Here is a 22,047-nt window from a genome sequence, read left to right on the forward strand (position 1 = left end):
TGCCGGGTTCAGTTTTTATAGATATGAACCGCCGGCTTGCCTTCCCCGGTGATATATCCGCGGTACATACCCGGTGTGTTAAAGGTCATGGAAATATTTCCGGCGTGGTCAAGCGCGATGATGCCGCCTTCTCCCCCCATCTTTACCAGCTTCTTCATGATGATCTCGTCAGCAGCGTCCTGCAGGCTGAGCCCCTTGTATTCCATCAGGGCACAAATACTGCGGGCCACGGTGGCACGAATGAAAAATTCACCGTGCCCGGTGGCGGATACGCCGCAACTGTTGTTGTCTGCATAGGTCCCCGCCCCGATCACCGGACTGTCGCCAATCCGGTTATAGCGCTTGTTAGTCATCCCGCCGGTAGAGGTCCCGGCCGCCAGATTGCCATGCACATCAAGGGCGACAGCCCCGACGGTTCCGAATTTGTGATCCGGATCTTCCGGGTCCACCCCTTCTATGACGTCAAAATCCTCTTCCGTATGGTCAAGGGAAAGCTCTCCCTTCTTGAGGGCATTCTGAAGCTGATCCCAGCGCCGCTGGGTCCTGAAATAATCGGGATTGACCAGGTCCATGCCCCGCTCCACGGCAAATTCCTCTGCCCCGCCGCCGGCCAGCATCACATGGCGGGAATTCTCCATCACCTCGCGGGCCAGATCAATGGGGTTTTTGATCCGGGTGACCCCGGCAACCGCGCCCGCATTAAGGTCCCGTCCATCCATGATCGAGGCATCCATCTCGTTGCGCCCCTCATGAGTGAAAACCGCCCCCTTACCGGCATTAAACAGCGGAGAATCCTCCATGATATGGATCGCGGCTGTCACCGCATCCAACGCTGCGCCGCCATCGGCAAGTACTGCCTGACCGGCCTTCAGCGCCTCTTCAAGCTTGGCCCGGTAGGCCTGCTCTTTCTCCGGCGTCATATTTTCCTTAAGAATGGTTCCGGCGCCACCATGGATCACCAGCCGGTAGCTGGCCGTCCCGGACTCGGACGCCCGGGCGGAACCGGATGAAAGTTCCGAAATGCTCATGATTAATATCCCGATCAAAAGGCAGATACGTTTGGAAAAACTCATTTTGTCTTTTCCTTATTTTTAATCTGAAAGAATAACGTCGAAGCGCTTTAATTCAAAGAAGAAACTTAGAATTGTATACAAAAGAATATAATCAAGCTCCTTTGGCGAGATCCTTTGATCGGGTATACTCTTATCGGTATAGTGAAAAACTCAGAAAGACCATCACATTGTGAAACAGGAACTACTTTTCTAAAAACCGAGATCAGAATGCCAATTTTTAGAAACGATAATATTATTGGCCTTATCTATTTCATCATAGGTCTCGCAATCCTGATTTTCCATGGCAGTTCAACTGCTCCATTAGCCTTTCTGGTCTTACTCGCTTTCGCCCTACGAAGATTTTGGCGCGGAAAATTGCTCTATAAGGCCGGTGTTATGAAGCCCAAGCCAGTCCCCAAAGAAGAAATCAATGAACTGGAAGCGCTAAAGAAAAGAAAGAAAAAATCTGCATATGATGACAGCTGGAGGAATCGTCGTGCGCGGTTTATCCGCGAGATCAGGTCCGCAAATATCTATGACGCTGTATGTTTGATAAGGGTCTACAACAAATGGTATGCAGAAAAGATACCACTGACACCGCAGAAAATCATAAGGAACTATGACGAAGAGTCATTCTGGCAAGCCCATCAGAAATATCAGGAACTTTACAATGTGCTGGGTACAGTAGTGAACCAGAATTATCACTCCCCAGATCTGAAAGTAGAGATAGAGCAAATTCTGAAAGGTTTTCCCGAATTCAGCAGCGCAAGTGTTTCACCGCTTTTGGACTTTTTCTATTTTGTTTTTCGATAGAAGAAACGGGACTATTCCACAAAAAAACCGGCCAAAAGGCCGGCTTTTTCAAAATTCTTTTCAACTAACTTAGTAGTTGTCGGAAGGCTCAAGGATCTGGCGACCGCGGTATTTGCCGGTGCTCAGGTCGATGTGATGACGACGGCGCAGTTCGCCGCTTTCCTGGTCTTCCACATATTTGTCCACGCTGAGGGAGTCGTGTGAACGACGCTGGCCGCGGCGGGACTTGGAGATCTTACTCTTTGGAACTGCCATAGTTCTTTCCTAACATCTGCGCCCTGTGAAGGGCTTGTTATTAACCGGAATCGGCCATCAGGCCTGATCCCTAAATTCTGAATGGGGTCTTATCGTTAAACTGCACCGGATTGTCAAGCATTACTTTGAGTATAGCGGCAGAATCCAGCCTTTCTTATCCAAGGTATCTGTGACGAAAGCTGAAAAGCATCAGCCCTCCGACAACAATCAGGAAAATCGCTGCCGGAACCGCCAGAACAGGCATCATGACATCCTGCCACACACCCGGAAAACGGCCGGAAGTGACCTGCTCTTCCAGCGTCATCAGCGTGCCTTCATTAAAAAGGCTCCACAATTCACCCAAAGACAGCAGCTCCATCTGGCGAATCTCAAGCATTCTCAAAATATCGGCACCCATTACAAGAAATGCCGCCGTCAGGCATAGATATCCGATCAACCGACCTATAAACATCTCAAGGTCCTCAAGCCATTTTTCCTTTTCGAAAATATGAGGTAAATCTTATGGCCATTTAAGGGCATATGAGGAAAAAATCAAAATAATTTCAGCTGAGCCTTGCCATGCTGCGCAAGATTTTATATATCCCTCCTACCGTTCGTTGTAGAGAGGTGGCCGAGTGGTTTAAGGCGCACGCCTGGAACGCGTGTTGGGCGCAAGCCCTCGAGGGTTCGAATCCCTTCCTCTCTGCCATTCCCTTTTCAGTATTACAGCTGTATAACCTGTTTGAATTCCGCCGTTGTCACGTCGGCCTGATAATCCTGTTCCAGTTTTTCCGCCAATATATCCATGGCTTCGGGCTCACCATGCACAAGAACTACAGGCGGACGTCCCTTGAAATGCGAATACCACTCCAGTAGACCATGCTGATCGGCATGGGCCGAAAGGCCGCCAACTGTATAAATTTGCGCCTTGACCTGATGTTCATCCCCCCAGAGGTGGATCGTCTTGGCGCCGTCGACAAGGGCGCGGCCAAGGGTGCCCCGGGCCTGGAAACCCACGATCATCACATGGGCATCCGGCCGACCGACATTATGTTCCAGATGCCGCTTGATCCGCCCGCCGGTACACATGCCGCTGCCGGCAATAATAATGGCCCCGGATTTGATTTTATTGATGCGGGCAGATTCTTCCGTGCGCTGGGTCATATGTAAATTCGGCAAATCAAAAGGATCGCCATCCGTTTCATAAATCTCCCGGGCCCGGGAATCATAGACTTTCGCGTGTCGCGCATAAACTTCTGTCGCCTCGATCCCCATGGGGCTGTCAAGAAACACTTCCCAGTCACCAATTCCCCAGTCCCGGTAATAACGTTTGAACATATAGATAATTTCCTGGGTACGCCCGACAGTAAAGGCCGGTATCAGGATATTCCCCTTGTTGCTGCGGGCACTGGAGATAATTTCGCCCATTTCCTGCCAGGTCTTGTCCCAGCTCCGGTGACAGCGGTCGCCATATGTACTCTCCAGGACCACAAGATCAGCCTGCTGAACCACATACGGGTCGCGCAGGATAGGTGCTCCCCTGTGGCCAAGATCGCCACTAAAGACCACCTTTCGATGCTTGCCGGCCTCCTCCAGCTCCAGCTCGGCAATGGCGGAGCCGAGAATATGCCCGGCATCCCTGAGGGTCAGATGCACCCCGGGAAGCAGCTGCGTTCTCTTGTCATATTCAAGGGAATGAAAATGATTGTGGGCCTTGCGGGCTTCCTTGCGGGTATAAAGAGGCTCCAGCAGCTCCCTGCCTTTGCGTTCCCGCCGCTTGTTTTCCCACTGCACCTCTTTTTCATGCAGATAACCGGAATCCTCCAGCATGATGGAGCAGAGATCGGAAGTTGCCCGGTGAGTATAAATTTTCCCCTTGTAGCCGCGCTTGATCAGCAACGGCAGCCTGCCCGAGTGATCAAGATGGGCATGGGTCAGCACCACGGCATCAATATTCTTCGGATCGAAGGGAAAGGGGTCATTGTTGTGCCGTTCATGTTCACGGCTGCCCTGAATAAGTCCGCATTCAACCAGAATCCGAAAGTCACCAACAGTCAGCAAATAACACGAGCCGGTGACTTCCCGTGTTGCGCCAAAAAACTCTATCTGCATTGGTTCTATCTTGTACCTGTTTATATCATTATGACTTGCCGTTGCAGGTTACCGTTCCCAGGAGACACGCACAAGATATTCATCCTTCGGCGCGTTGATTTCCAGGTCTCCCTGATAGGCATGCCTGATGGCTTCTCCCACTCCCCGTGGCAAGTGCACATCGGTGAATGTGAGAAGCAGGGAACCGTCTTCCTGATCCTCCGCAGACATGATCCGGTTGTTCGGGTGTTCCTGCATTTCCTGTTCAACCTTGTTGTGCACCAGGTTCATGATCTCCTGACGATGATCTTCCAGAAAGTCTCCCTTAAGTGTCAGGAAACCGGCAGGGGCCTTGTCCCTGATCCGCTGGCATGCCGGACAGAATTCCTCATGAGCGCCTTCCGGTTTCGCCTCGGACCAGTGCCACCTGCCTTTGCTGAACACCACCTCGCAGGACGGACAGACTGTCGGCTCGGCAGGTTTGCCACGCTTTCTGTACGGATCATGGACTTCCTCCCTGATCAGGCGATCCCCGCGTACCCGATGGGTTACATCTCCTTCTTTTCCGCTCATGATTTTCTCCTTGTTGAACCCTGTATGCCTCTACAATGGACCTTTCCGCCTGCTGTATCATTGATATTCATCAACAACAGGTCTCATATTCACAAATAACTCTGCACCGGGAAAAGGACTTGCTTCCCAGTGTACAACAATCAGGGCAATGATCACATGTTAATCTGTGGTCGGCGATGTCTGTGGTGGCGGCCCGGCGGAGAGCATGATTTTCATCATTTCCTCTGCGGCGATGACAGCCAGACGACGGATGTTATCACGGTCCGCCTCGTCACCCATCTCGTAGGTGATGGAGGGTATGCCGTAGGTAACATAGAAGTATCCCTTGGAGGTTCCTTTCTTCAGCCCGCTGCTGCCGGGCGCAAGACGCAGGGGAATATCGCCCGCCCGCCCCCTGATTGCCGAATGCCAGTTGACGGCAAAATTCTCCGGAAAGGTCCGGTCTTCGTTTTTCTGGGTATAGATCAGGTTCTCCCAGGTGGAATGGAAGTCAAGCATCAGGGCGATGCCCCCCTCCTCGCCATCCTCGAACCTGAGCAGTTCCCGACGCACAAGCTCCGTTTCCGGCTGGGTAAACCTGCCCCAGTCGCGGTTCAGGTCCTGTCCGTTTCTATTTCCGCGCCAATTTCCACGGGCAACACCGTCGGGATTGAGATTGGGAATCGCAAGGATACGGTATTTCGCCCGGAACCTGTGTGCCAGATCGCTGTCGCCAAACAGGGTTTCCATAAAGGGTATCATGGCCAGGGCGCCGGTCACTTCCGGCGGATGTTGCCGGCCCAGCAACAGAATGGTTCTCGTTTCAGGCGCTGCAACCCGGGTTTCCAGTTTATAGATATCCCGTCCCTCTGCAGATTGTCCCAATTTGTACATATCCAGGAACTTATGCTCGCGGGCCGCTCCCACCATCCACAGGGTGTGCTGCCGGCTGGTGAGAATCTCCTGTCCGGCAACCCAGAGAGGCTCGCCTTTTTTGACCTTGATGCGGAAACGGACATATTTCCTGTCTTCAGAAATCTTGATATCCCCGGCCTTGACAGTATGCCATTCCCGCCCATCCGTACTGTATTTGGGCCAGTAGCGATGTTCCCCGTATTCATACTTCAGAATGACGGCGATCTTGCCATTCATGGCGCTTTCAATTCGGAAGGCATACCATGGGCTGGGGTTGATCGGCTCTTTCTCCGGCCGGATGGTCAGATAATATTCACCGCCCTTTTCCTCACAGCCATTGATCCGCGCCGTGGGGAAATCTGCCTTGAACTTGACCCTGTCAAAATCGCAAATCGCATTTTCGGCAAGGGCTGGCTGGAAATAGCCCAGAAGGACCGTCGCCAGAACCAGAATATACTTCGCTGTCTTCATCATGGTCGACATCTTATGTGTTTTTAAGAACGGGACAAAGAAAAAAGGTGGCGGCAGGAAACCGCCACCTTTCCGGATTCGGGGAAGCTGGCGCCTCCCCTGAGGGTTGTTCAGAATGTCTTACGTACCGACGCATACCAGTAACGGCCCTCGCTGCTGTGCAGACCGGAATCATAACCATAAGTGTCATCCGCCAGTGGAGGTTTCTTATCGAAAATATTCCGAGCGCCGATCCTGATCCGCGTGCCGTCCAACGCACCTTCATCAAAGCTGTACTGGACGTAGGCATTCATGCGGAACCATGACTCGACAAGCCAGTAGTCACCGGTCTCATCCTGCACGGCGCTGGAGTCATAAAAGGAGCTTGTATATTTCGCCCACAGGCCTGCTCCCCAGCCATTTTTACGCCAGGTCAGGGTACTGGTCAGCTGCCATTTCGGACGACCGCCTTCCTCAATCAGGTCTTCACCTTCCCCGGAATTACCGAGGTAAATGGCCGCCAGGCTGCCCTCCTCGGTAAGGGTCTGCTGGGCTTTCAGAAGATGAGAGGCATTGAGTTTGAAGGAAAAATCACCCATCGCCGTATCGTCCAGTCTGAATGCCAGGCTGACATCAAGGCCTTCGGTGCGCCGTTTGTCAAAGTTGAAGAAGGGGTCCAGTACATTCAGCACTTCACCCGCCGGAGCCAAGCCTGATCCCGCATAGAAGTCGATATCGTCGGCTGTAGGGGCAGCCCTGACGATGTTATCGGGAAGCTCAAGCCCCTGTGAAGCATAGTATCCTTCAAGGGCCAGCCAGTCGTCATCCCCGAACAAACCAACGATACCGTTCTGGTCAATCCGCCAATAATCAACCGTAATGACCAGGTCAATATCTGTTTCCGGCGCAAACACCATACCGATGGAATAGTTTTCCGTTGTCTCCGGTTCGAGGGTATCGCTGCCGAAACGGATTGATTCCACACTGTCGCTGAAATCGTCGCAATTGCTTGTGTCGTCAACATCGCCCTTGTTGATTGCCGCCTGACAACGGTAATAGTCTGTCCGGGTGTTCGAACGGGTGAATGTCTCCGTATTCACCACCTCGAGCGCCGGCGCCCGGAAACCGCCGGTATAGGCGCCGCGGATTTTCAATCCCTCGGCAACACCCCAGGCAACAGCGATCTTGGGTTTGAAAATGCTTCCCACATCATCGTAATGCTCGAACCGGCCCGCAAGCTGCATATCCAGACTGGTCAGGAAGGTGCGGTCAGCATCATAGGCCACCAGAGGCACGGCCAGTTCACCAAACGCGGAGAAGGTATGTCGATCACCGGAAGAATCCTCCGTCGGGCTGGACCCCATCACGTCGGAACCATGTTCTTCGCCGGTGACGGAATCGGTGAAGGTGATGGTGCCGTCGAGGCGGTCATCGCGATCCTCCGCAAAGCTTTGATAGCGCCATTCCACCCCGAGAGCCGCGCCGATTTCATTACCAAATAGCTCGAACGCCGCCGGATTGGACAGTTTAAAGTCCGCCGAGGCCAGTTCGGTGGTGTTAATCCTGCTCACATCAACAATGAAGCTGTCGATGGTGGCCTGATCGTTACAGGTTCCTGCACAAAATGGGTTATAGGCGGAACTGTCTGTTCCGTTCACCGCCTCCTGGAACAGGGTGTTGCTGATCCTTGAAGTGGTGTCATTGGTTTCCGCCCGTGAATAGAGCACGGCCCCTTCCCAGTCCCAGGTGCTCCACTGACCACGAAGACCGGCAAGGGCCCGGTAGGACTCATTATCCACACGGATCGCGCGCTGAGGAGCATCGGTAACGCGGTAGCGGTCGATTTCAATTGCCAGTCCTTCATCGGGAATATCCCAGCCTCCGCTCAAACGCCCGGGTGTTCCCAGCGCGCCGAAAATATTGTGATAAGCTGTCGGAGAAAGATAGATCGGTGTAGAGGAAAGCAGTGAGGAATGTTCACGAAGTTTGTCAGATTCCGCCCTGTAGTAGGACAGCTCGCCAAAGAACTCCATCCCGCTGTCAAATTCATGATTGACGAACAGGAAGGCGCTGCCCCGTTCCGTATCGGAAATCATCTGCCGGTACATATTGGAATCATAATATTGATCCCGGCTGATTGAACCGCTGTCAATACACAGGCCATTGGCCAGGATACAATCCTGAGCCACGGAACCGCTCTGATCATTTTCATCATATTCTTCAATATGAAATAGCCCGGAGCTTGATGTCAGGCCGGGGACATTGTCATCCGCATAAAAACGGCCCCAGACGTTGCTGCTGGAACGGTTGTCGAAATTGGTGTCTCCCTCGAAATCCGTTCCCTCCACAAAGGAGCGACGATCGGAAGAAGCTGCATAGTCCAGCTCGGTCGCATCAACACCTGCCCCCTTGTAATAATTCAGGGACAGCGAGATATTCGTCTTGTCGTCATTCAGGTTCCAGCCGCCAAGGAAATCTGCATTGAGCTTGGTGCGGTCCGTGTTTTCGGCAAAGCCATACTCGGCGCCAACCCGATAGCCTTCGAAATTATCCCGCATGATGGTATTGACCACACCGGCCACCGCATCGGACCCATAAAGCGCGGACGCCCCTTCCTGCAGGACCTCGACCCGGCGAATACCATTTACCGGCAACGCATTCATATTTGATGTGGTGACGATAACAAGGTTTTCTGTCTGGGTCCCCGGATGCTGAACCACGCGACGGCCGTTGAGCAACACCAGGGTATTGCCTGAACCGATACTGCGCAGGTTGATGGACGCCACATCACCGCGGGCGCTGTTCACCCCGCCACTCACTGTATCCGTCCCATTAAAACTGACCACGCCGTTGGACGGCAGGGCATCGAACAGTTCAATGCCGGATGTCGCCGCAATGGCGTCCAGATCATCCTGCCCCATCACAGTCACCGGAAGATCACCGGTTACAGTTGCCCCCTTGATCTGGGAACCAACCACAACAATTTCTTCAAAATCGCTTTCATCTACATCGCCGGGTGCCGCTTCCTGAGCCATGGCGGCATGTGCCGCCAGGCCGCAGACTCCGGACAATAAAACAGCTTTCAACGCACTCTTTTTACTCGTGTAAAACATTTCTTCCTCCATTTTGACCCTGGCCGGTTTTCCGGGCCGGGTTTTATCGGGCATAAATTCCCCTGTATCCCCATTATTCTTGAGGATTGTACGATGATCCAATAACAGTGTTTGAGACGGGTATAACCTTGGGCTATACCCGCATAAGACTGGATTGAGCCTCAGCCCCGGACTATTTTTTGCTTTTTCGGCTCAATGCCAGAAAACCAAGGCCGGCCAGCATGGGCATGAAAGGCGCAGGCGAGGGAACATCGACGGACTGTTGCACAGTCGCCGTAGCCTGGATTACACCGACGATGGCCTCGGCGAGAAGCTGGTCACGACGGGTCGGTGTTGTCCGCATATAATAGGAAAATTCGGCATGGACGAAAGTCCCACCCTGGTCGCGGGAATACTGGCCCTGCGGATTATTGCGGGCGCCAAGACGCCAGAAGGGGCTGTACCCATTCACACCTTCTCCGTTGACCTGCTCGTTTAGCGGATCATCCGTCTCCAGTTCGTTGAACACATAGGCATCACCAAACAGACCGATCCCTTCCAGGGCCGCATCAAGAAGCTGCATCTCGACAGTCACATTTCCGGCCCCGTCAGAAAGAACCGCATCGGTGCCATCAGGAAAATGATCCGCCGTGCCGCTGCCGTAGCCGTGCATCTGCCAGGCTGTGCTATCGCCGTAACCGCCGTTCCATACCTCGTGAACTTCCTGGAATATTGAATAATCCAGGCTGGTCGGGTTGGCGGTCTGGCTGCCGTTGGCGGAACGATGGGATCCGGCCATCATGAAACCCCGGGCGTCTGCATCTTCAAACACCCGTGCGCCAAGACGATGGGTATTGGTGTCATGCACCGGATGTGGCACCTCGACAGTCACCGTCGTCACATAGTCTTCATTGATAAAGAAAGAGCCCCAGCCCTTGGTCTGAGCATTATTAACAAGTGTTTCCCGAACCCCCCAGTAGGTGGATCCGGTTGTCGTGTTGGTGAATTTGACCAGTTCATAGCCAAGCGCGGCAGCCTGGGTATCCGCAGTCGGCCAGTCATTGTCGTAAAGGCTCTGGGCCAACGCACGGAAGTCCTGGCGCTGGTTTTCTGTTGGCGGTACGTAAAGTCCGGAATTTTCCGCAAAGGCAAGGTTTTTCAGACGAAGAGCTTCGTCGTAAAACTCACCACTTTCCACAACAAGGGCATTGGCCATTGCTGGGAAAAAAACGAGGGCGGTGCAAGTTACTGCAATTTTTCTAAACATCATAATTCTCCCCTTTGGTTGTCTCCAGAGTATCGGGAAGAATTATTGGAAGTTTAAATACAATAACTTGCGAAGGGTATAACCAAACGCTATAGGCTTGAATTCAGGGCGCCACAGCACGTGCTCCGGGCCGTCTCGGATCCGCTGCACCGAGAAATACACCGTCACGATACATGATGGACTGCAGGCTGCCCATGGTCCATCCCTTGCGGATTTCATACCCCATGGATCGGAGGACAGAAACCGTATCCGGGCTAAATCCCGGTTCCATCTGCAGCACATCGGGCAGCCACTGGTGATGGATGCGCGGCCGGCTTGTCGCCTCGGCGACATTCATGTCGAAAACCAGCACATTAACCAGAAGCTGGAATACCGTGGAAATAATCCTGCTCCCTCCCGGACTGCCGGTCAGCAGATAGGGCTTGCCGTTTTTCATGACCATGGTCGGCGTCATGGAACTCAGGGGCCGCTTGCCCGCCTCAATGGCGTTGGCTTCTCCGCCGATCAGCCCGAAAGCATTGGGCACACCTGGCTTGGCAGAAAAATCGTCCATTTCGTTGTTGATCAGCATGCCGGTGCCGGGGACAGTGATGCCGGTGCCGTATGAAAAATTGAGCGTGTAGGTATTCACCACCGCATTGCCCCATTTATCCATGACGGAAAAGTGAGTGGTGTCCGGACTTTCATAGGGAAGCGGATCACCGGGCAGAATTTGCGATGACGGCGTCACACAGCAGGCCTTGATCTGCTTTGCCAGTTCGGCAGCATAGGCGGGATCAGTCAACCCTTTCACCGGCACATCGGCAAAATCCGGATCCCCAAGATATTTGCTGCGGTCCGCATAGGCGCGCTTGAAAATTTCCGTCAGATAGTGAACCGACAGGGCGCTGCCTGCACCGCTGTCTGCAACAGGTAACTTGTCCAGCATATTCAGCATTTGAACGATATGCACGCCGCCGGAACTTGGCGGCGGCATGGAAATGACCTCATATCCCCGGAAAGACCCGCGCACCGGTTCACGTTCCCGCACATTATAGGCCTTGAGATCCTCCAGGGTGATCCTGCCGCCGTTTCTTTCCATTTCCTCGACAATAAGCTTTGCCGTCCGGCCCGTGTAAAATTCTTCAGGCCCGTTCTTTCTCAGGCGCTTCAGAGTCTCGGCGAGGTCCTTCAGGACCATCGTCTCTCCGGCCTCATAGGGCACACATCCCGGCTTGAAATAGACCCGGCAGGTTTCCTTGTTTTGACGCAGACGATCACGCCGCGCCAGGTTCTCCGCCATATCAAAGCTGACCGTAATCCCCTTGCGGGCCAGGTCCTCGGCAGGTTTGATCACCTCGTCCCAGGACATGGTGCCATATTTCTCAAGAGCGTGGTAAAGACCGGCCACCGTCCCCGGAACCCCGGCAGACAACAGGCTGTAGCGGGACTTGCTTTCGTCCACATTGCCATCCTTATCAAGAAAAAAATCCCGATGCGCCGCTGCCGGAGCCTTTTCGCGATAGTCAATGGCAATGGTCTTGTTCTCTTTTGCCAGATGGACAATCATGAAGCCCCCACCGCCAAGGTTTCCGGCCCGCGGCAGGCTCACCGAAAGACCGAACCCAACGGCCACGGCTGCATCGACGGCATTCCCACCCTTGCGCAGGATTTCTGCCCCGATCTCACTGGCATAATAGTTCTGGCTGACCACCATGCCCTCCCGGCCCGCCACCGGATGATGGACAGCGGAATAGTCGATGATCGCCTGTGAAAATGCGGCAGGAACAAAGGCCAAGAACAACAAAAAGACCGTTATCCCCCTGCTGATCCGTCTGGCCGATCCGGTCACAATATTTCCAATGTGATTTCGCATTTTCCTATCCCTTTACTGGTTTTCTTCTCCGCTGAAGCCCGACAATCATACCCAATATCAAAACCGCAGGTATATACATCCACTGGTCCGCAGGCTGTGCTTTCGGCACTTTATAAGACAGTATTTTTAGCCGGGCGTCCAGTTTCGGATTATCAAGCGGTCCGTTAAAAATGGCTTCAGCGGAGAAGTATCCGCCTTCATCCTTCAGCCGTTCAAGGCCGAGAGTTTTCAGGCGGGCGTCCCGTCCTCCCTCACTGCCAACGCTCGCCGTGGCCAGGGAGGTTTTCACTTCATCATTAAAGTCCGTCCGCTCCAGTTGCAATTGCAGCAGACTGTTGTCGGCAATACCTTCCATATCTTCGACAAATCCGCTCACCGGACGTTCTTCCCAGGCCTCAAAGAACCTGTCGATCCAGAAACCGGGGGCCAAAAGAATAAAGGCCGTGAGCAGTAGAGACACAGATTCCCAGTGCCGGCTGCGCACCAGGAAGTATCCCCGAAGCGAAGCGGCAAAACACAGCATGCCGATCACCGCCGTCATCACCACCAGCGCCAGATGAAGCGGGCCCTTAATGCCAATCATCAAAAGTTCCGGATAGAAAATGAAAATAAACGGCAGCACGATCATGCGCAGGCTGTAGACAAACGCCGTCATCCCGGTGCGGATCGGATCACCGCCGGACACCGCCGCCGCGGCAAAGCTGGCAAGCCCCACCGGCGGCGTCACATCGGCCATGATCCCGAAATAGAATACAAAAAGATGCACGGCGATCAGCTCGATCACCAACCCGTTCTGGGCACCGAGCGTGGTAATCACCGGCACCATCAGGCTGGAGACGACAATATAGTTGGCGGTGGTCGGCAGCCCCATCCCCAGCACCAGGCTGATCAGGCCGGTAAAGACCAGCATCAGGATCAGATTACCGCCGGACAGGATTTCCACAAAGGACGCCAGCACCTGCCCGATACCGGTCAGGGACACAGCGCCCACAATAATTCCCGCCGTAGCTGTGGCAATGGCGATACCGATCATGTTACGGGCCCCGCCATAGAGCGCCCCTCTGAAGTCGGTGAAACCGGCCCTCAGTTCCCGCCCTGCTGTTTCATGTCCCCGCAGAAGGGCCTTGAGCGGTTTGTGGGTCAGCAGAATGAATACCATCAGCAAGCTTGCCCAGAAAGCGGACAGGCCGGGCGACAAACGCTCCACCATCAAACACCAGATCAGAAGCGCCACCGGCAGAATATAATAGAGGCCGCCCCTGAAAATATGACCGGCCGGCGGCAGATGCTCCAGATCGGTATCTTCCTCAATCTCGGGCACGGAGGCAGAAATTTTCAACAATCCGCCATAGGCCAGCAACAGTAGCAGGATGGTCACAATCGTGGCGAACGAGCCGAATACCCCCCTGATCCAGCCAAGACTGAAGTAAACCACAGCGGACAGAAGGGAAAGCCCGGCAATGGCCGCTGCCCACACATAAAGAAGCTGCAACAGCGTCAGTCGCTCGCCCCGCCTCGGAAGCCCGGTCATACCCTTGCGCTGTGCCTCCAGATGAACCAGATAGAAAAGCGCGATATAGGAAATGATCGCCGGCAGGAAGGCGTGCTTGATAATTTCCGTATAGGGCAGGCCCACATATTCCACCATCAGGAAGGCGGCCGCGCCCATGACCGGCGGCATTATCTGGCCATTGACCGAAGAGGCCACCTCGATGGCACCCGCTTTCTCACGGCTGAACCCCACCTTCCGCATCAGCGGGACTGTGAAAGTACCAGTGGTCACCACGTTGGCGATGGAAGAGCCGGAAATGAGGCCGGTAAGAGCCGAGGCAATTACCGAGGCCTTGGCCGGACCGCCCTGCAGATGACCAAGCAGGGAAAAGGCGAGACGGATAAAATAGTTGCCAGCGCCGGCTTTTTCCAGCAACGCGCCGAACAGGACAAACATGAAAACAAAACCGGTGGAAACGCCGAGAGCGATGCCGTAAACCCCCTCGGTGGTCAGCCAGAGATGGGACATGGCCTTGTGGAAGGAGGCCCCCTTCCAGCTCAGGGCATCGGGCACCCAGGCACCATTGCCATAAAAGATATAGACGAGGAAGAAGAGCGCCACTGTGACCATCGGCAGGCCAAGTGTCCGCCGTGCCGCCTCCAGCAACAGCAGGAGACCACAGCCCCCTACTGCCAGATCAAAGGGATCGTAGGCGCCGACCCGTTCCGAAAGCGGAATATATTCAAGACAGACATAAAACGCGGCATACCCGGCCAGCAGGGCAATGGCCCAATCGTGACGAGGAATGTGACTGTCCGGCGAAGACCGTCGAAAGCTGTGCATCAGGAATGCCAGAACAATGGCAAATGTCAGATGAATGGCGCGGGCCTGCGTATCATTGAAAAGAACAAGAAACCGGAAAGCTGCAGGCACCAGTTCACCCAGCAGGTAAGGCAACGGCGAAGCATAATAAAGCTGGAACAGGGACCAGGCAATGGCAAGTGCGGTGACAATGCCGCCCGGAATTCCCCCCGGATGGCGGATATGTTCCACCTTTTCTTCCAGTGCGTCGACATCCGGCCGGACCCGTCGTTTCCAGAACTTCAGTTTTGACAGCATTCCGACCCCGCGGCTTCCTGCTCACTAATCAGGCCGGCTTCCCGGTAATATCGTATCGCGCCCGGGTGCAGCGGTGCGATCAGGCCGGCTGAGATCATCTCCTCGGCTTTCAGAAAAGAGAACGCGGCATGCAGGCGCCTGAAATCCGCCAGGTTTCCGACCACCGCCCTGGTCACATGATAGATCACATCATCCGGAATCTGGTCCGAGGTAACAAACACCGCTTTCATGCCAAAGGTTTTCACATCATGGTCCGTACCGTTATAGAGGCCCGCCGAAATAACCGCCGGGGCATAATAGGGATTTTCCGCAAGCAATCTGTCAATTGCCGGGCCGGCAACCTCGACAATCACTGAGTCACAGCTGGTTGTAGCCTCCTTGATGGCGCCGCTGGGCTGACCGACCACATAGGCGATGGCATCCAGTTTATTATCGCACAGGGCCTGAGACTGTTCCGCCGCCTTCAATTCCGCAGCGATGGCGAAGTCGCTTTCCTGCCAGCCCAGAACCTTCATAAGGGTTTCCATGGTTGCCCGGGTCCCGGACCCCGGATTGCCGATATTGACCCGCTTTCCTTTCAGGTCATCAAGAAGCCTGATTCCGCTGTCGCGGCGGGCGACAATGGTCAGAGGCTCTGAATGGAGGGAAAACAAAGTCCTGAGACCGGGCCAGGCACCGTCCCTTTGAAAAAGCTTTTTGCCGGAATAGGCGTGGGATTGCCAGTCTGACTGTGTGACGCCAATATCCAGTTCACCGCGACGAACCGAGCGGATATTATATATAGAGCCCCCTGTCGCCTCCACCGAGCAACGCAGGCCATGCTCACTGCGGTGCCGGTTGACCATTCGGCAAATGGCCGCCCCTGCCGGATAATAGATTCCGGTCACCCCTCCGGTACCAATGGTGATAAAGCGGTCTGCCAGCACGGTGGTGGCTCCGAAGAGGCACAAAAACAAAACAGGAAACACGCGCAGAAATATCATCAGTTATCCCACCGCCGCTTCCGCCTTTTCCGTTCCACCCCACAGGTTGCCTGAAATACTCCGGATGATACCATTGTTGATTTCGAGGCCGTTCTCCCGGTCCTTTGCCATCCACCAGGGGCCGTCCAGATCTATAAAATCAGCCCCGCTACACAGCAATATCGCCGGCGCCATGGACAGGGAAGTGGCCACCATGCATCCAATCATGAGGCCAAATCCCTGTTCAAGCGCCCGTTCCCTCAGCCTGACTGCTTCAGTAAGTCCACCGGTTTTATCCAGCTTGATATTGACATACTGATATTTTCCCTTGAGGGACGGAAGATCATGCGACGTATGGCAGGATTCATCGGCACAAACCGGCACCCTTGCCTGATAGTCTTTCAGAGCATCGTCTTCACCCGCCGGAAGAGGTTGCTCCAGAAGATTGACCCCCAAACCGGCCAGATCCTCATCAACCGATTTCAGGATATCTATGGTCCAGCTTTCATTGGGATCAACAATGATCCGGCTTTCCGGTGCTGCGGTCCGCACCGCCCGCATCCGGTCGAGAATATTATCCTGATCCAGCTTCACCTTCAGCAACGGCGCACTTCTGCTGAGCGCGGCCTTTTCCGCCATTTTCTCCGGCGCATCGACACCAATGGTGATGGCGGTTTCCAGTTCTCCTGGCATATCCAGATCCAGAAGGGAAGCAACAGTCCTGCCCTGCCAGCGGGCCATCAGATCCCAAAGGGCGCAATCTACTGCATTGCGAGCCGCACCAGGCGGCAACAGGCCCAGGAGTTGTTCAGGGCTTACACCTTCCTCGACATCCGGCAGGACCGCGTTAATCTGGTCGAGCACCGACTCCACTGTCTCCCCATATCTGGCATAGGGCACGGATTCCCCTTCCCCCTTTACCTGGTCACATTCAATGGTGACGTGGATGACATCGGCGCCTGTCTTGACACCACGGGATATTCGAAAGGGTTCTCTTAGCGGCCAGTGCTCGTGACATACGGTCAGGCGTTTGTTGATCATGAAATAAAGTCCACAATTTCCGAAACACCGTCCCTGAGCGGATCGACGCAGGGAACATCAAAGGTTCCGGCAAGTTCATTCATATAGTTTCGCGCCTTGACCGCATCATAGCCCGAGGTATTCACGGATATTCCCCCCAGCCTGACCCAGGGATTTGTCAGGGAGGCCGCTCTCAGGTTTGCCTGGATGCAGTCACCGATTCCCGGCACGGGCTGATGCGGCAGGCCACGCATATGCTGTCTGCCCATTTCATGGCAGAGCACAACTATATCCGGCTGGGCGCCATGCAACAAGCCAAGGCTGACACCAGCATAGGATGGATGAAACAGGGATCCCTGACCTTCCACGATATCCCAGTGATCTTCCTCATTGTCCGGCGAGAGAAACTCCGCCGCGCCGGAAATAAAATCGGCCACCACAGCATCAACAGAAAGTCCGCTTCCGGCCACAAGTATACCGGTCTGGCCAGTGGCGCGAAAATCAGCCTTCATCCCTCGCGCGGACATTTTCTTTTCCAGCGCCAGAGAAGTATACATTTTCCCGACAGAACAGTCCGTACCCACGGTCAGCAGCCTTTTTCCCTTGCGGCGAATACCTGTCCCCACGGCCAGCTTTTGCGAGGAATGCCGTACATCGAATATCTGGCGGCCTTTTTCCTCCGCCAGGGACTTGATTTCGGGAATATCAGCAAGTTTCTGATGGAGCCCGTTGGCCACATCCATACCATTCTCCAGTGCCTCCCGGATGCAGGACATCCAGCTCTCCGAAATATGCCCTCCGGCGTTGGCCAATCCGAGAATGAAGGTCTTGGCCCCCTTCTCCGCCGCCTCGGCGATCGTCATGTCCGGAAAGCCCAGACTGATTTCGCAACCGGGCATCCTGAACTGCCCGATGCATTTTTCAGGCCGCCACTGTGCAATTCCGCGGGAAGTCTTGACCGAGAGGGGGTCTCGTACATCACCAAGAAAAAGAAGATATGGTGATTCAATCTGCATAGCTGTCGATACCTTTAGTTTATTGTCGTTTAGTTTATTGTGATTGTCTGGGCCGAACGGGAATTGTCGGTTGCTAGCGGCGCTGAATATCCTTCAACGATTACAACAGACGGCTCCGCCGGTGTGGCATTAAACTCCACAAAATCCATTCTGAATAGTGGATTTATTCCGTCTTTCTTATTTTTGCCTGACATGTCTGCCTGCCATTCCACAAGAGACAGATCATCAAGATAAATCGCTTCGCCGCTATCATCCCCGTTTTCCAGGATCAGTCTGAAGCCCTTGACTTTCTTTTTATCCGGCGCAGGAAATTCAATGGAGAACTCCCGCCATTCATCACCTTCGGCCTCTATCCGGCCAAGCTGCACCATCCGCCCCTTTTTCAGCGCCGCGGCGCGGCGGGCCCCTTGATCCCAAAAGCCGAGCGAGACATTCAAGGGCGCCTCCTTACCGGCGCGAATAAAGCCGTGCAGCGTCAGGGGCGCACCCGGAACATAGTCATGGGTTCTGATGAAATTTTTAAGCTCGGTCCGACTTCCTCCCGGAAGACACAGGGCATGACTGCCGCGATAGACCACTTCTGACTGCACCGCACAGGTCTCATCGGGATAAATCCAATTCCTATCGGAAAGCCCCCACAGGCCTTCCTGTTCGAAATCGCCAAACAGCAGACGGTCCCTGCCGAGACGAAAAGCGCCCGTATCCCCGGAAATCTTCAGCGGGTAGCTGTACCAGGGAAATTCCAGGGGCAGGATTTTACTTCCGCCGTTGATCCGGGCCACCTTCACCGGCTGCAGTGCCTGTCCGCCCGCCTGCACCACCGCGTGGCCGCCGGACCGGGACAGAATAACGCCCCGCCGGGAGGACTGGTCAGCAAGCCGCCTCAGGACATATTGCCTGATATTGCCCACAGCCGGCGTCGGGCGATAGTTCTTGATATACAGCGGCACCACTTCCGCCCGGTGGAATTTGTCGCCATCCATCCACACATAAAGCAGAACTGACGGATGGGTTTCATACCGGTACTGATCGAAGACAAAATTTCCCAGGGAATAGGCGATCAGCTTATCCTGATAGATTTCGAAACCGTGCACCACATGGGGGTGATGACCGATGATCAGATCGGCGCCGCTGTCCACCGCCAGCTTCATACGCCCTTCTGTGGTCTTGCTGGGACCATAGGAATATTCCCTGCTGCCGTGATATTGCATCACGACAAGGTCGCTCGCTTCGTTCTCCGTCAATACAGTTTGGCGAATATTTTCATCCGACCCATAGGCCGCACCGCTTTTGTCCGGTCCGTCTGCCACCTGGTTTGGCGTTACCCGGCCTTTCCAGCCCACAAATCCCAGGTGAGAGGTTTTCACGCCGTTGATTTCCTGACGCCAGGCCTTCAGGGATTCCGCCCGGTTCATCCCGCCGCCGGAAAAACCGATAGCACTGTTTTTCAGGGCCCGCATGGTGGAGGTTGCGCCTTCCTCTATAAAATCATTCACATGATTATTGCCGAGACTAACAAAATCAACCCCCGCCTTTTTCAGCGCCGACAACATGGTTGTGGGACTGTAAAACACATAGGACTTGGGAGCCGCCGCTTTGGGTTCGACGTCCATCAATGGCGTTTCCATATTCACCGAAGCAAAATCTGCAAGCGCCATATAGGGGGTAATAGAAGACAGAATTGCGGCAGCATCCTCTTCCTCGTGACCGGGACGTATCAGCTTCGGCTCTCCCCGTTCAGGATCCTTGAAGCGCCTCCCCATCATGGCGTCGCCTCCAAAGGCCAGCATGACACGCCCCGGCTTTTTCCGGACCAGAACAATAGGAGGGACCCTGTATCCGTTTTTATCCTTTTCCAGTTCCAGATCGGCAAAACTGTGCACAATTGAATAGTGGCCTTCCGCAGAAATTACGAGGCGAAACAAACCGGCGCCGGCTGTCGCCAGGCGATATTGTCCGTTCCTGCCGGTTCGCACTTCCGCCCCGTCAAGACGGATGGAGACATTTTCAACAGAACGACCCTGCTCATCCAGAATGATCCCTGAAAGGAACGACTGTGAAGCCTGACTTCCCGGGACGACCAGAAAAAGGCAGATAATCAGAAAAGTGATATATTTGTTCATGACTTATGCTCTGAAAGAAACTGTTTCCGGTCAACCGGATAAGGCAGATTACTCTGGCAGAACCGACCTGTATAATTCCCGTTCTTCAACCGCATATAACCTTTGGTTATACGTCAGGCATCAGGAGATGTAGTTTTCGTAAGTCAGCTTGAAGAATTCCAGGAAATTCCGGCAGGCTGCGGAAAGCGGGCTATTCTCCAGATATAATCCCTTGACCGAGTAACGGATCGGAGGATCAAGCTCTCTGATTTCGATATTTCCCGGCCCTTCGGACAAGGCCGTCACCTGGTCAACAATCGCCACCCCTCCGCCATAGCCGACAATATTCTTGGCGATATAATAGGTTTGCACCGTTACCACCGACTCCAGGTCGATGCCCCGGTCCACAAGGCTGCTGTAGAGTATCTCCGCAAGCGGACCACTGTCCTTGATGCCGATGACGTCCTTGCCTTCAAGCTCTTCCAGCCGTATTTTCCGGCCCTCTTTCCCGAAATCCCCTTCGTTGCAGATACAGACAAACTCGCCGCTGCCAAAGTCATATTCCTGAATGCCTTCCGTCTGCGGCGGGTTAAATGCCAGACCGATATCGTCTTCGTGTTCATTCAGGGATTTGACCAGATCGTCATAATGCCGGGTCTGCACATCGAAGGTCACTTCCGGATACTGTCGGCGAAAATTGGCTATGGTCAACGGCAGGATATTCAGACCAAGCGCCGGCATCACAGCAATCCGCACATGTCCCGACTTTCCGCCCCTCAGATTGCGTGACTTGGCCTGAAGGGTCCGCATCTGGCGGTAGACCTTGTGCACCTCGCCAAACAGGGCATGGGCTTCATTTGTCGGTATAAGCTTGCCCTTGACCCGTTCAAACAGCGGGTATCCAAGCTGATCCTCTGCATGATGCAGAACCTTGCTGATGGACGGTTGGGAAACATTCAGGCGCTTCGCCGCATTGCTGACAGTGCCTGTTGTATAAACCGCGTGAAAAACTTCGATATGACGCAAGCGCATTGTCGGATTTCTTTTTGGTTCCTGATCCTGACTCGCCATTCATGCTGACCGGGAAAACCGAAAAGTGCAACATTTTATCTTTAGGGCATCTTTTGACCTGCCGCCATTCGGCCTTGTTTTTCCCGGGTAAACACAATAAAACTGTCGCCATGAAAACAGTCCGGAAAAGTAAGAAACATACCGGACAAAAAGGTATTTGCTAAACACGGGATATAATGATGACCGCCAAATTTGCTACACTAAACCATGAAGCTCACAAAAATCTGAGAGTCAGGAATCACACCGACTTCGCCCATGTCAAAGACCAGCACCTTGCTCCGATGGCACTGCATGAATTTGTCAAGGCAGCAAGCAGTTTGCCTGTCGTCTTCATCAAACCACAGGATGATGGCAAGTTTCACGCTGTCGCCATGATGGGGCTGACGCCAGGAGAAAACCTGGTTATCAAGAAGGGTTCATGGGATGGGATTTATGTGCCCGCCAGCGTCATTATCTATCCTTTTAGCCTGGCGAGAGCCCCAAGAGAAGACAATGAAACATTCGTTATGACCATCGATGAAAACAGCCCGCTGGTCAGCAAGGATGACGGTAGTGCACTGTTTGACGACGAAGGTAACGCGACAGAATTCCTTGAAAACTGCAAGAAGACGGTAACAGCACATTTTGACCATATTCAAATGTCGAAACAGTTTATCGACCTGCTGGACACAAAGGGCCTGATAACGGAACAGGGCCTTACAGTAAATTATGGCGAGGACCAGGAGAACGTCAATATCAGAGGCATTTATGCCATTGACGAAAAAAAACTGGATGATCTGCCGGCCGAGGATTTTGAAGAATTACGCAAACTGGGGCTATTGCCGGTAATCTACGCGCAGTTGGCCTCACTTCACCAGATTCACAGACTGCGCGGAATGAGCCTGTCGCAGCAGTAATTCACGTCAGAATATGGATCGTAAAACCCTGTCCTCCCAAGGACAGGG

17 protein-coding genes and 1 tRNA gene are annotated in these 22,047 nt (G+C 53.9%); 3 read left to right on the forward strand and 15 right to left on the reverse strand.

Annotated elements, in window-relative coordinates:
* Nucleotides 1–8 precede the first annotated feature (8 nt).
* Nucleotides 9–1,028 (reverse strand): isoaspartyl peptidase/L-asparaginase family protein, encoded by a 1,020-nt coding sequence (locus ACN0YD_RS11575; RefSeq protein WP_417319920.1) that lies wholly within the window; start codon nucleotides 1,026–1,028, stop codon nucleotides 9–11.
* 252 nt (nucleotides 1,029–1,280) lie between these two features.
* On the opposite strand from ACN0YD_RS11575, the gene ACN0YD_RS11580 reads away from it, so the two are divergent.
* Complete coding sequence (locus ACN0YD_RS11580; protein WP_417319922.1) at nucleotides 1,281–1,865, forward strand: hypothetical protein; 585 nt, start codon at nucleotides 1,281–1,283, stop codon at nucleotides 1,863–1,865.
* A 69-nt stretch (nucleotides 1,866–1,934) separates the two neighbouring features.
* Here the strand turns inward: ACN0YD_RS11580 and rpmF are convergent, their stop codons facing one another.
* Both rpmF and ACN0YD_RS11590 read right to left on the reverse strand, forming a co-directional pair.
* On the reverse strand, nucleotides 1,935–2,120 hold the full coding sequence (rpmF, locus tag ACN0YD_RS11585) for a 50S ribosomal protein L32 (protein WP_139942114.1): 186 nt from the start codon (nucleotides 2,118–2,120) through the stop codon (nucleotides 1,935–1,937).
* 154 nt (nucleotides 2,121–2,274) lie between these two features.
* Nucleotides 2,275–2,517 (reverse strand): hypothetical protein, encoded by a 243-nt coding sequence (locus tag ACN0YD_RS11590; protein WP_417319925.1) that lies wholly within the window; start codon nucleotides 2,515–2,517, stop codon nucleotides 2,275–2,277.
* Between the two features lie 203 nt (nucleotides 2,518–2,720).
* Here ACN0YD_RS11590 and ACN0YD_RS11595 point away from each other — a divergent pair.
* Nucleotides 2,721–2,808, forward strand: a tRNA-Ser gene (locus ACN0YD_RS11595).
* A gap of 14 nt (nucleotides 2,809–2,822) precedes the next feature.
* Here ACN0YD_RS11595 and ACN0YD_RS11600 read toward each other — a convergent pair.
* The 12 genes from ACN0YD_RS11600 to ACN0YD_RS11655 form a co-directional block, all read right to left on the reverse strand.
* Nucleotides 2,823–4,211, reverse strand: coding sequence for an MBL fold metallo-hydrolase RNA specificity domain-containing protein (locus tag ACN0YD_RS11600; RefSeq protein ID WP_417319927.1), 1,389 nt, complete (start codon nucleotides 4,209–4,211; stop codon nucleotides 2,823–2,825).
* Nucleotides 4,212–4,259: 48 nt separating this feature from the next.
* Nucleotides 4,260–4,763, reverse strand: coding sequence for a BCAM0308 family protein (locus ACN0YD_RS11605; protein WP_417319929.1), 504 nt, complete (start codon nucleotides 4,761–4,763; stop codon nucleotides 4,260–4,262).
* A gap of 159 nt (nucleotides 4,764–4,922) precedes the next feature.
* Nucleotides 4,923–6,131, reverse strand: a complete 1,209-nt coding sequence (locus tag ACN0YD_RS11610; protein ID WP_417319931.1) for a M14 family metallopeptidase — start codon at nucleotides 6,129–6,131, stop codon at nucleotides 4,923–4,925.
* A gap of 107 nt (nucleotides 6,132–6,238) precedes the next feature.
* A complete protein-coding gene (locus ACN0YD_RS11615; RefSeq protein WP_417319932.1) occupies nucleotides 6,239–9,274 on the reverse strand; it encodes a TonB-dependent receptor plug domain-containing protein in 3,036 nt (1,011 codons plus the stop codon).
* Between the two features lie 118 nt (nucleotides 9,275–9,392).
* Nucleotides 9,393–10,415 carry a hypothetical protein gene (locus ACN0YD_RS11620; protein WP_417319934.1) on the reverse strand — a complete coding sequence of 341 codons (1,023 nt, stop codon included), beginning with the start codon at nucleotides 10,413–10,415 and terminating at the stop codon, nucleotides 9,393–9,395.
* A gap of 154 nt (nucleotides 10,416–10,569) precedes the next feature.
* Nucleotides 10,570–12,321, reverse strand: coding sequence for a gamma-glutamyltransferase (ggt, locus tag ACN0YD_RS11625; protein ID WP_417319935.1), 1,752 nt, complete (start codon nucleotides 12,319–12,321; stop codon nucleotides 10,570–10,572).
* Nucleotides 12,322–12,325: 4 nt separating this feature from the next.
* Nucleotides 12,326–14,932, reverse strand: a complete 2,607-nt coding sequence (locus ACN0YD_RS11630) for a TRAP transporter permease (RefSeq protein ID WP_417319937.1) — start codon at nucleotides 14,930–14,932, stop codon at nucleotides 12,326–12,328.
* Nucleotides 14,917–15,915, reverse strand: coding sequence for a TAXI family TRAP transporter solute-binding subunit (locus ACN0YD_RS11635; RefSeq protein WP_417319939.1), 999 nt, complete (start codon nucleotides 15,913–15,915; stop codon nucleotides 14,917–14,919). Before ACN0YD_RS11635 ends, ACN0YD_RS11630 begins: the two co-directional genes overlap by 16 nt.
* A gap of 3 nt (nucleotides 15,916–15,918) precedes the next feature.
* Nucleotides 15,919–16,935, reverse strand: a complete 1,017-nt coding sequence (gene dgcA, locus ACN0YD_RS11640) for an N-acetyl-D-Glu racemase DgcA (RefSeq protein ID WP_417319941.1) — start codon at nucleotides 16,933–16,935, stop codon at nucleotides 15,919–15,921.
* Complete coding sequence (dgcN, locus tag ACN0YD_RS11645) at nucleotides 16,932–17,930, reverse strand: N-acetyltransferase DgcN (RefSeq protein ID WP_417319943.1); 999 nt, start codon at nucleotides 17,928–17,930, stop codon at nucleotides 16,932–16,934. Before dgcN ends, dgcA begins: the two co-directional genes overlap by 4 nt.
* 29 nt (nucleotides 17,931–17,959) lie before the next feature.
* Complete coding sequence (locus tag ACN0YD_RS11650) at nucleotides 17,960–20,053, reverse strand: CapA family protein (protein ID WP_417319945.1); 2,094 nt, start codon at nucleotides 20,051–20,053, stop codon at nucleotides 17,960–17,962.
* Between the two features lie 120 nt (nucleotides 20,054–20,173).
* Nucleotides 20,174–21,103 carry a LysR family transcriptional regulator gene (locus ACN0YD_RS11655; protein WP_417319947.1) on the reverse strand — a complete coding sequence of 310 codons (930 nt, stop codon included), beginning with the start codon at nucleotides 21,101–21,103 and terminating at the stop codon, nucleotides 20,174–20,176.
* A gap of 176 nt (nucleotides 21,104–21,279) precedes the next feature.
* On the opposite strand from ACN0YD_RS11655, the gene ACN0YD_RS11660 reads away from it, so the two are divergent.
* On the forward strand, nucleotides 21,280–21,999 hold the full coding sequence (locus tag ACN0YD_RS11660; RefSeq protein ID WP_417319949.1) for a SapC family protein: 720 nt from the start codon (nucleotides 21,280–21,282) through the stop codon (nucleotides 21,997–21,999).
* Nucleotides 22,000–22,047 lie beyond the last annotated feature (48 nt).

The organism is Emcibacter sp. (assembly GCF_048269205.1).
In the GTDB taxonomy this organism is placed as follows: domain Bacteria; phylum Pseudomonadota; class Alphaproteobacteria; order Sphingomonadales; family Emcibacteraceae; genus Emcibacter.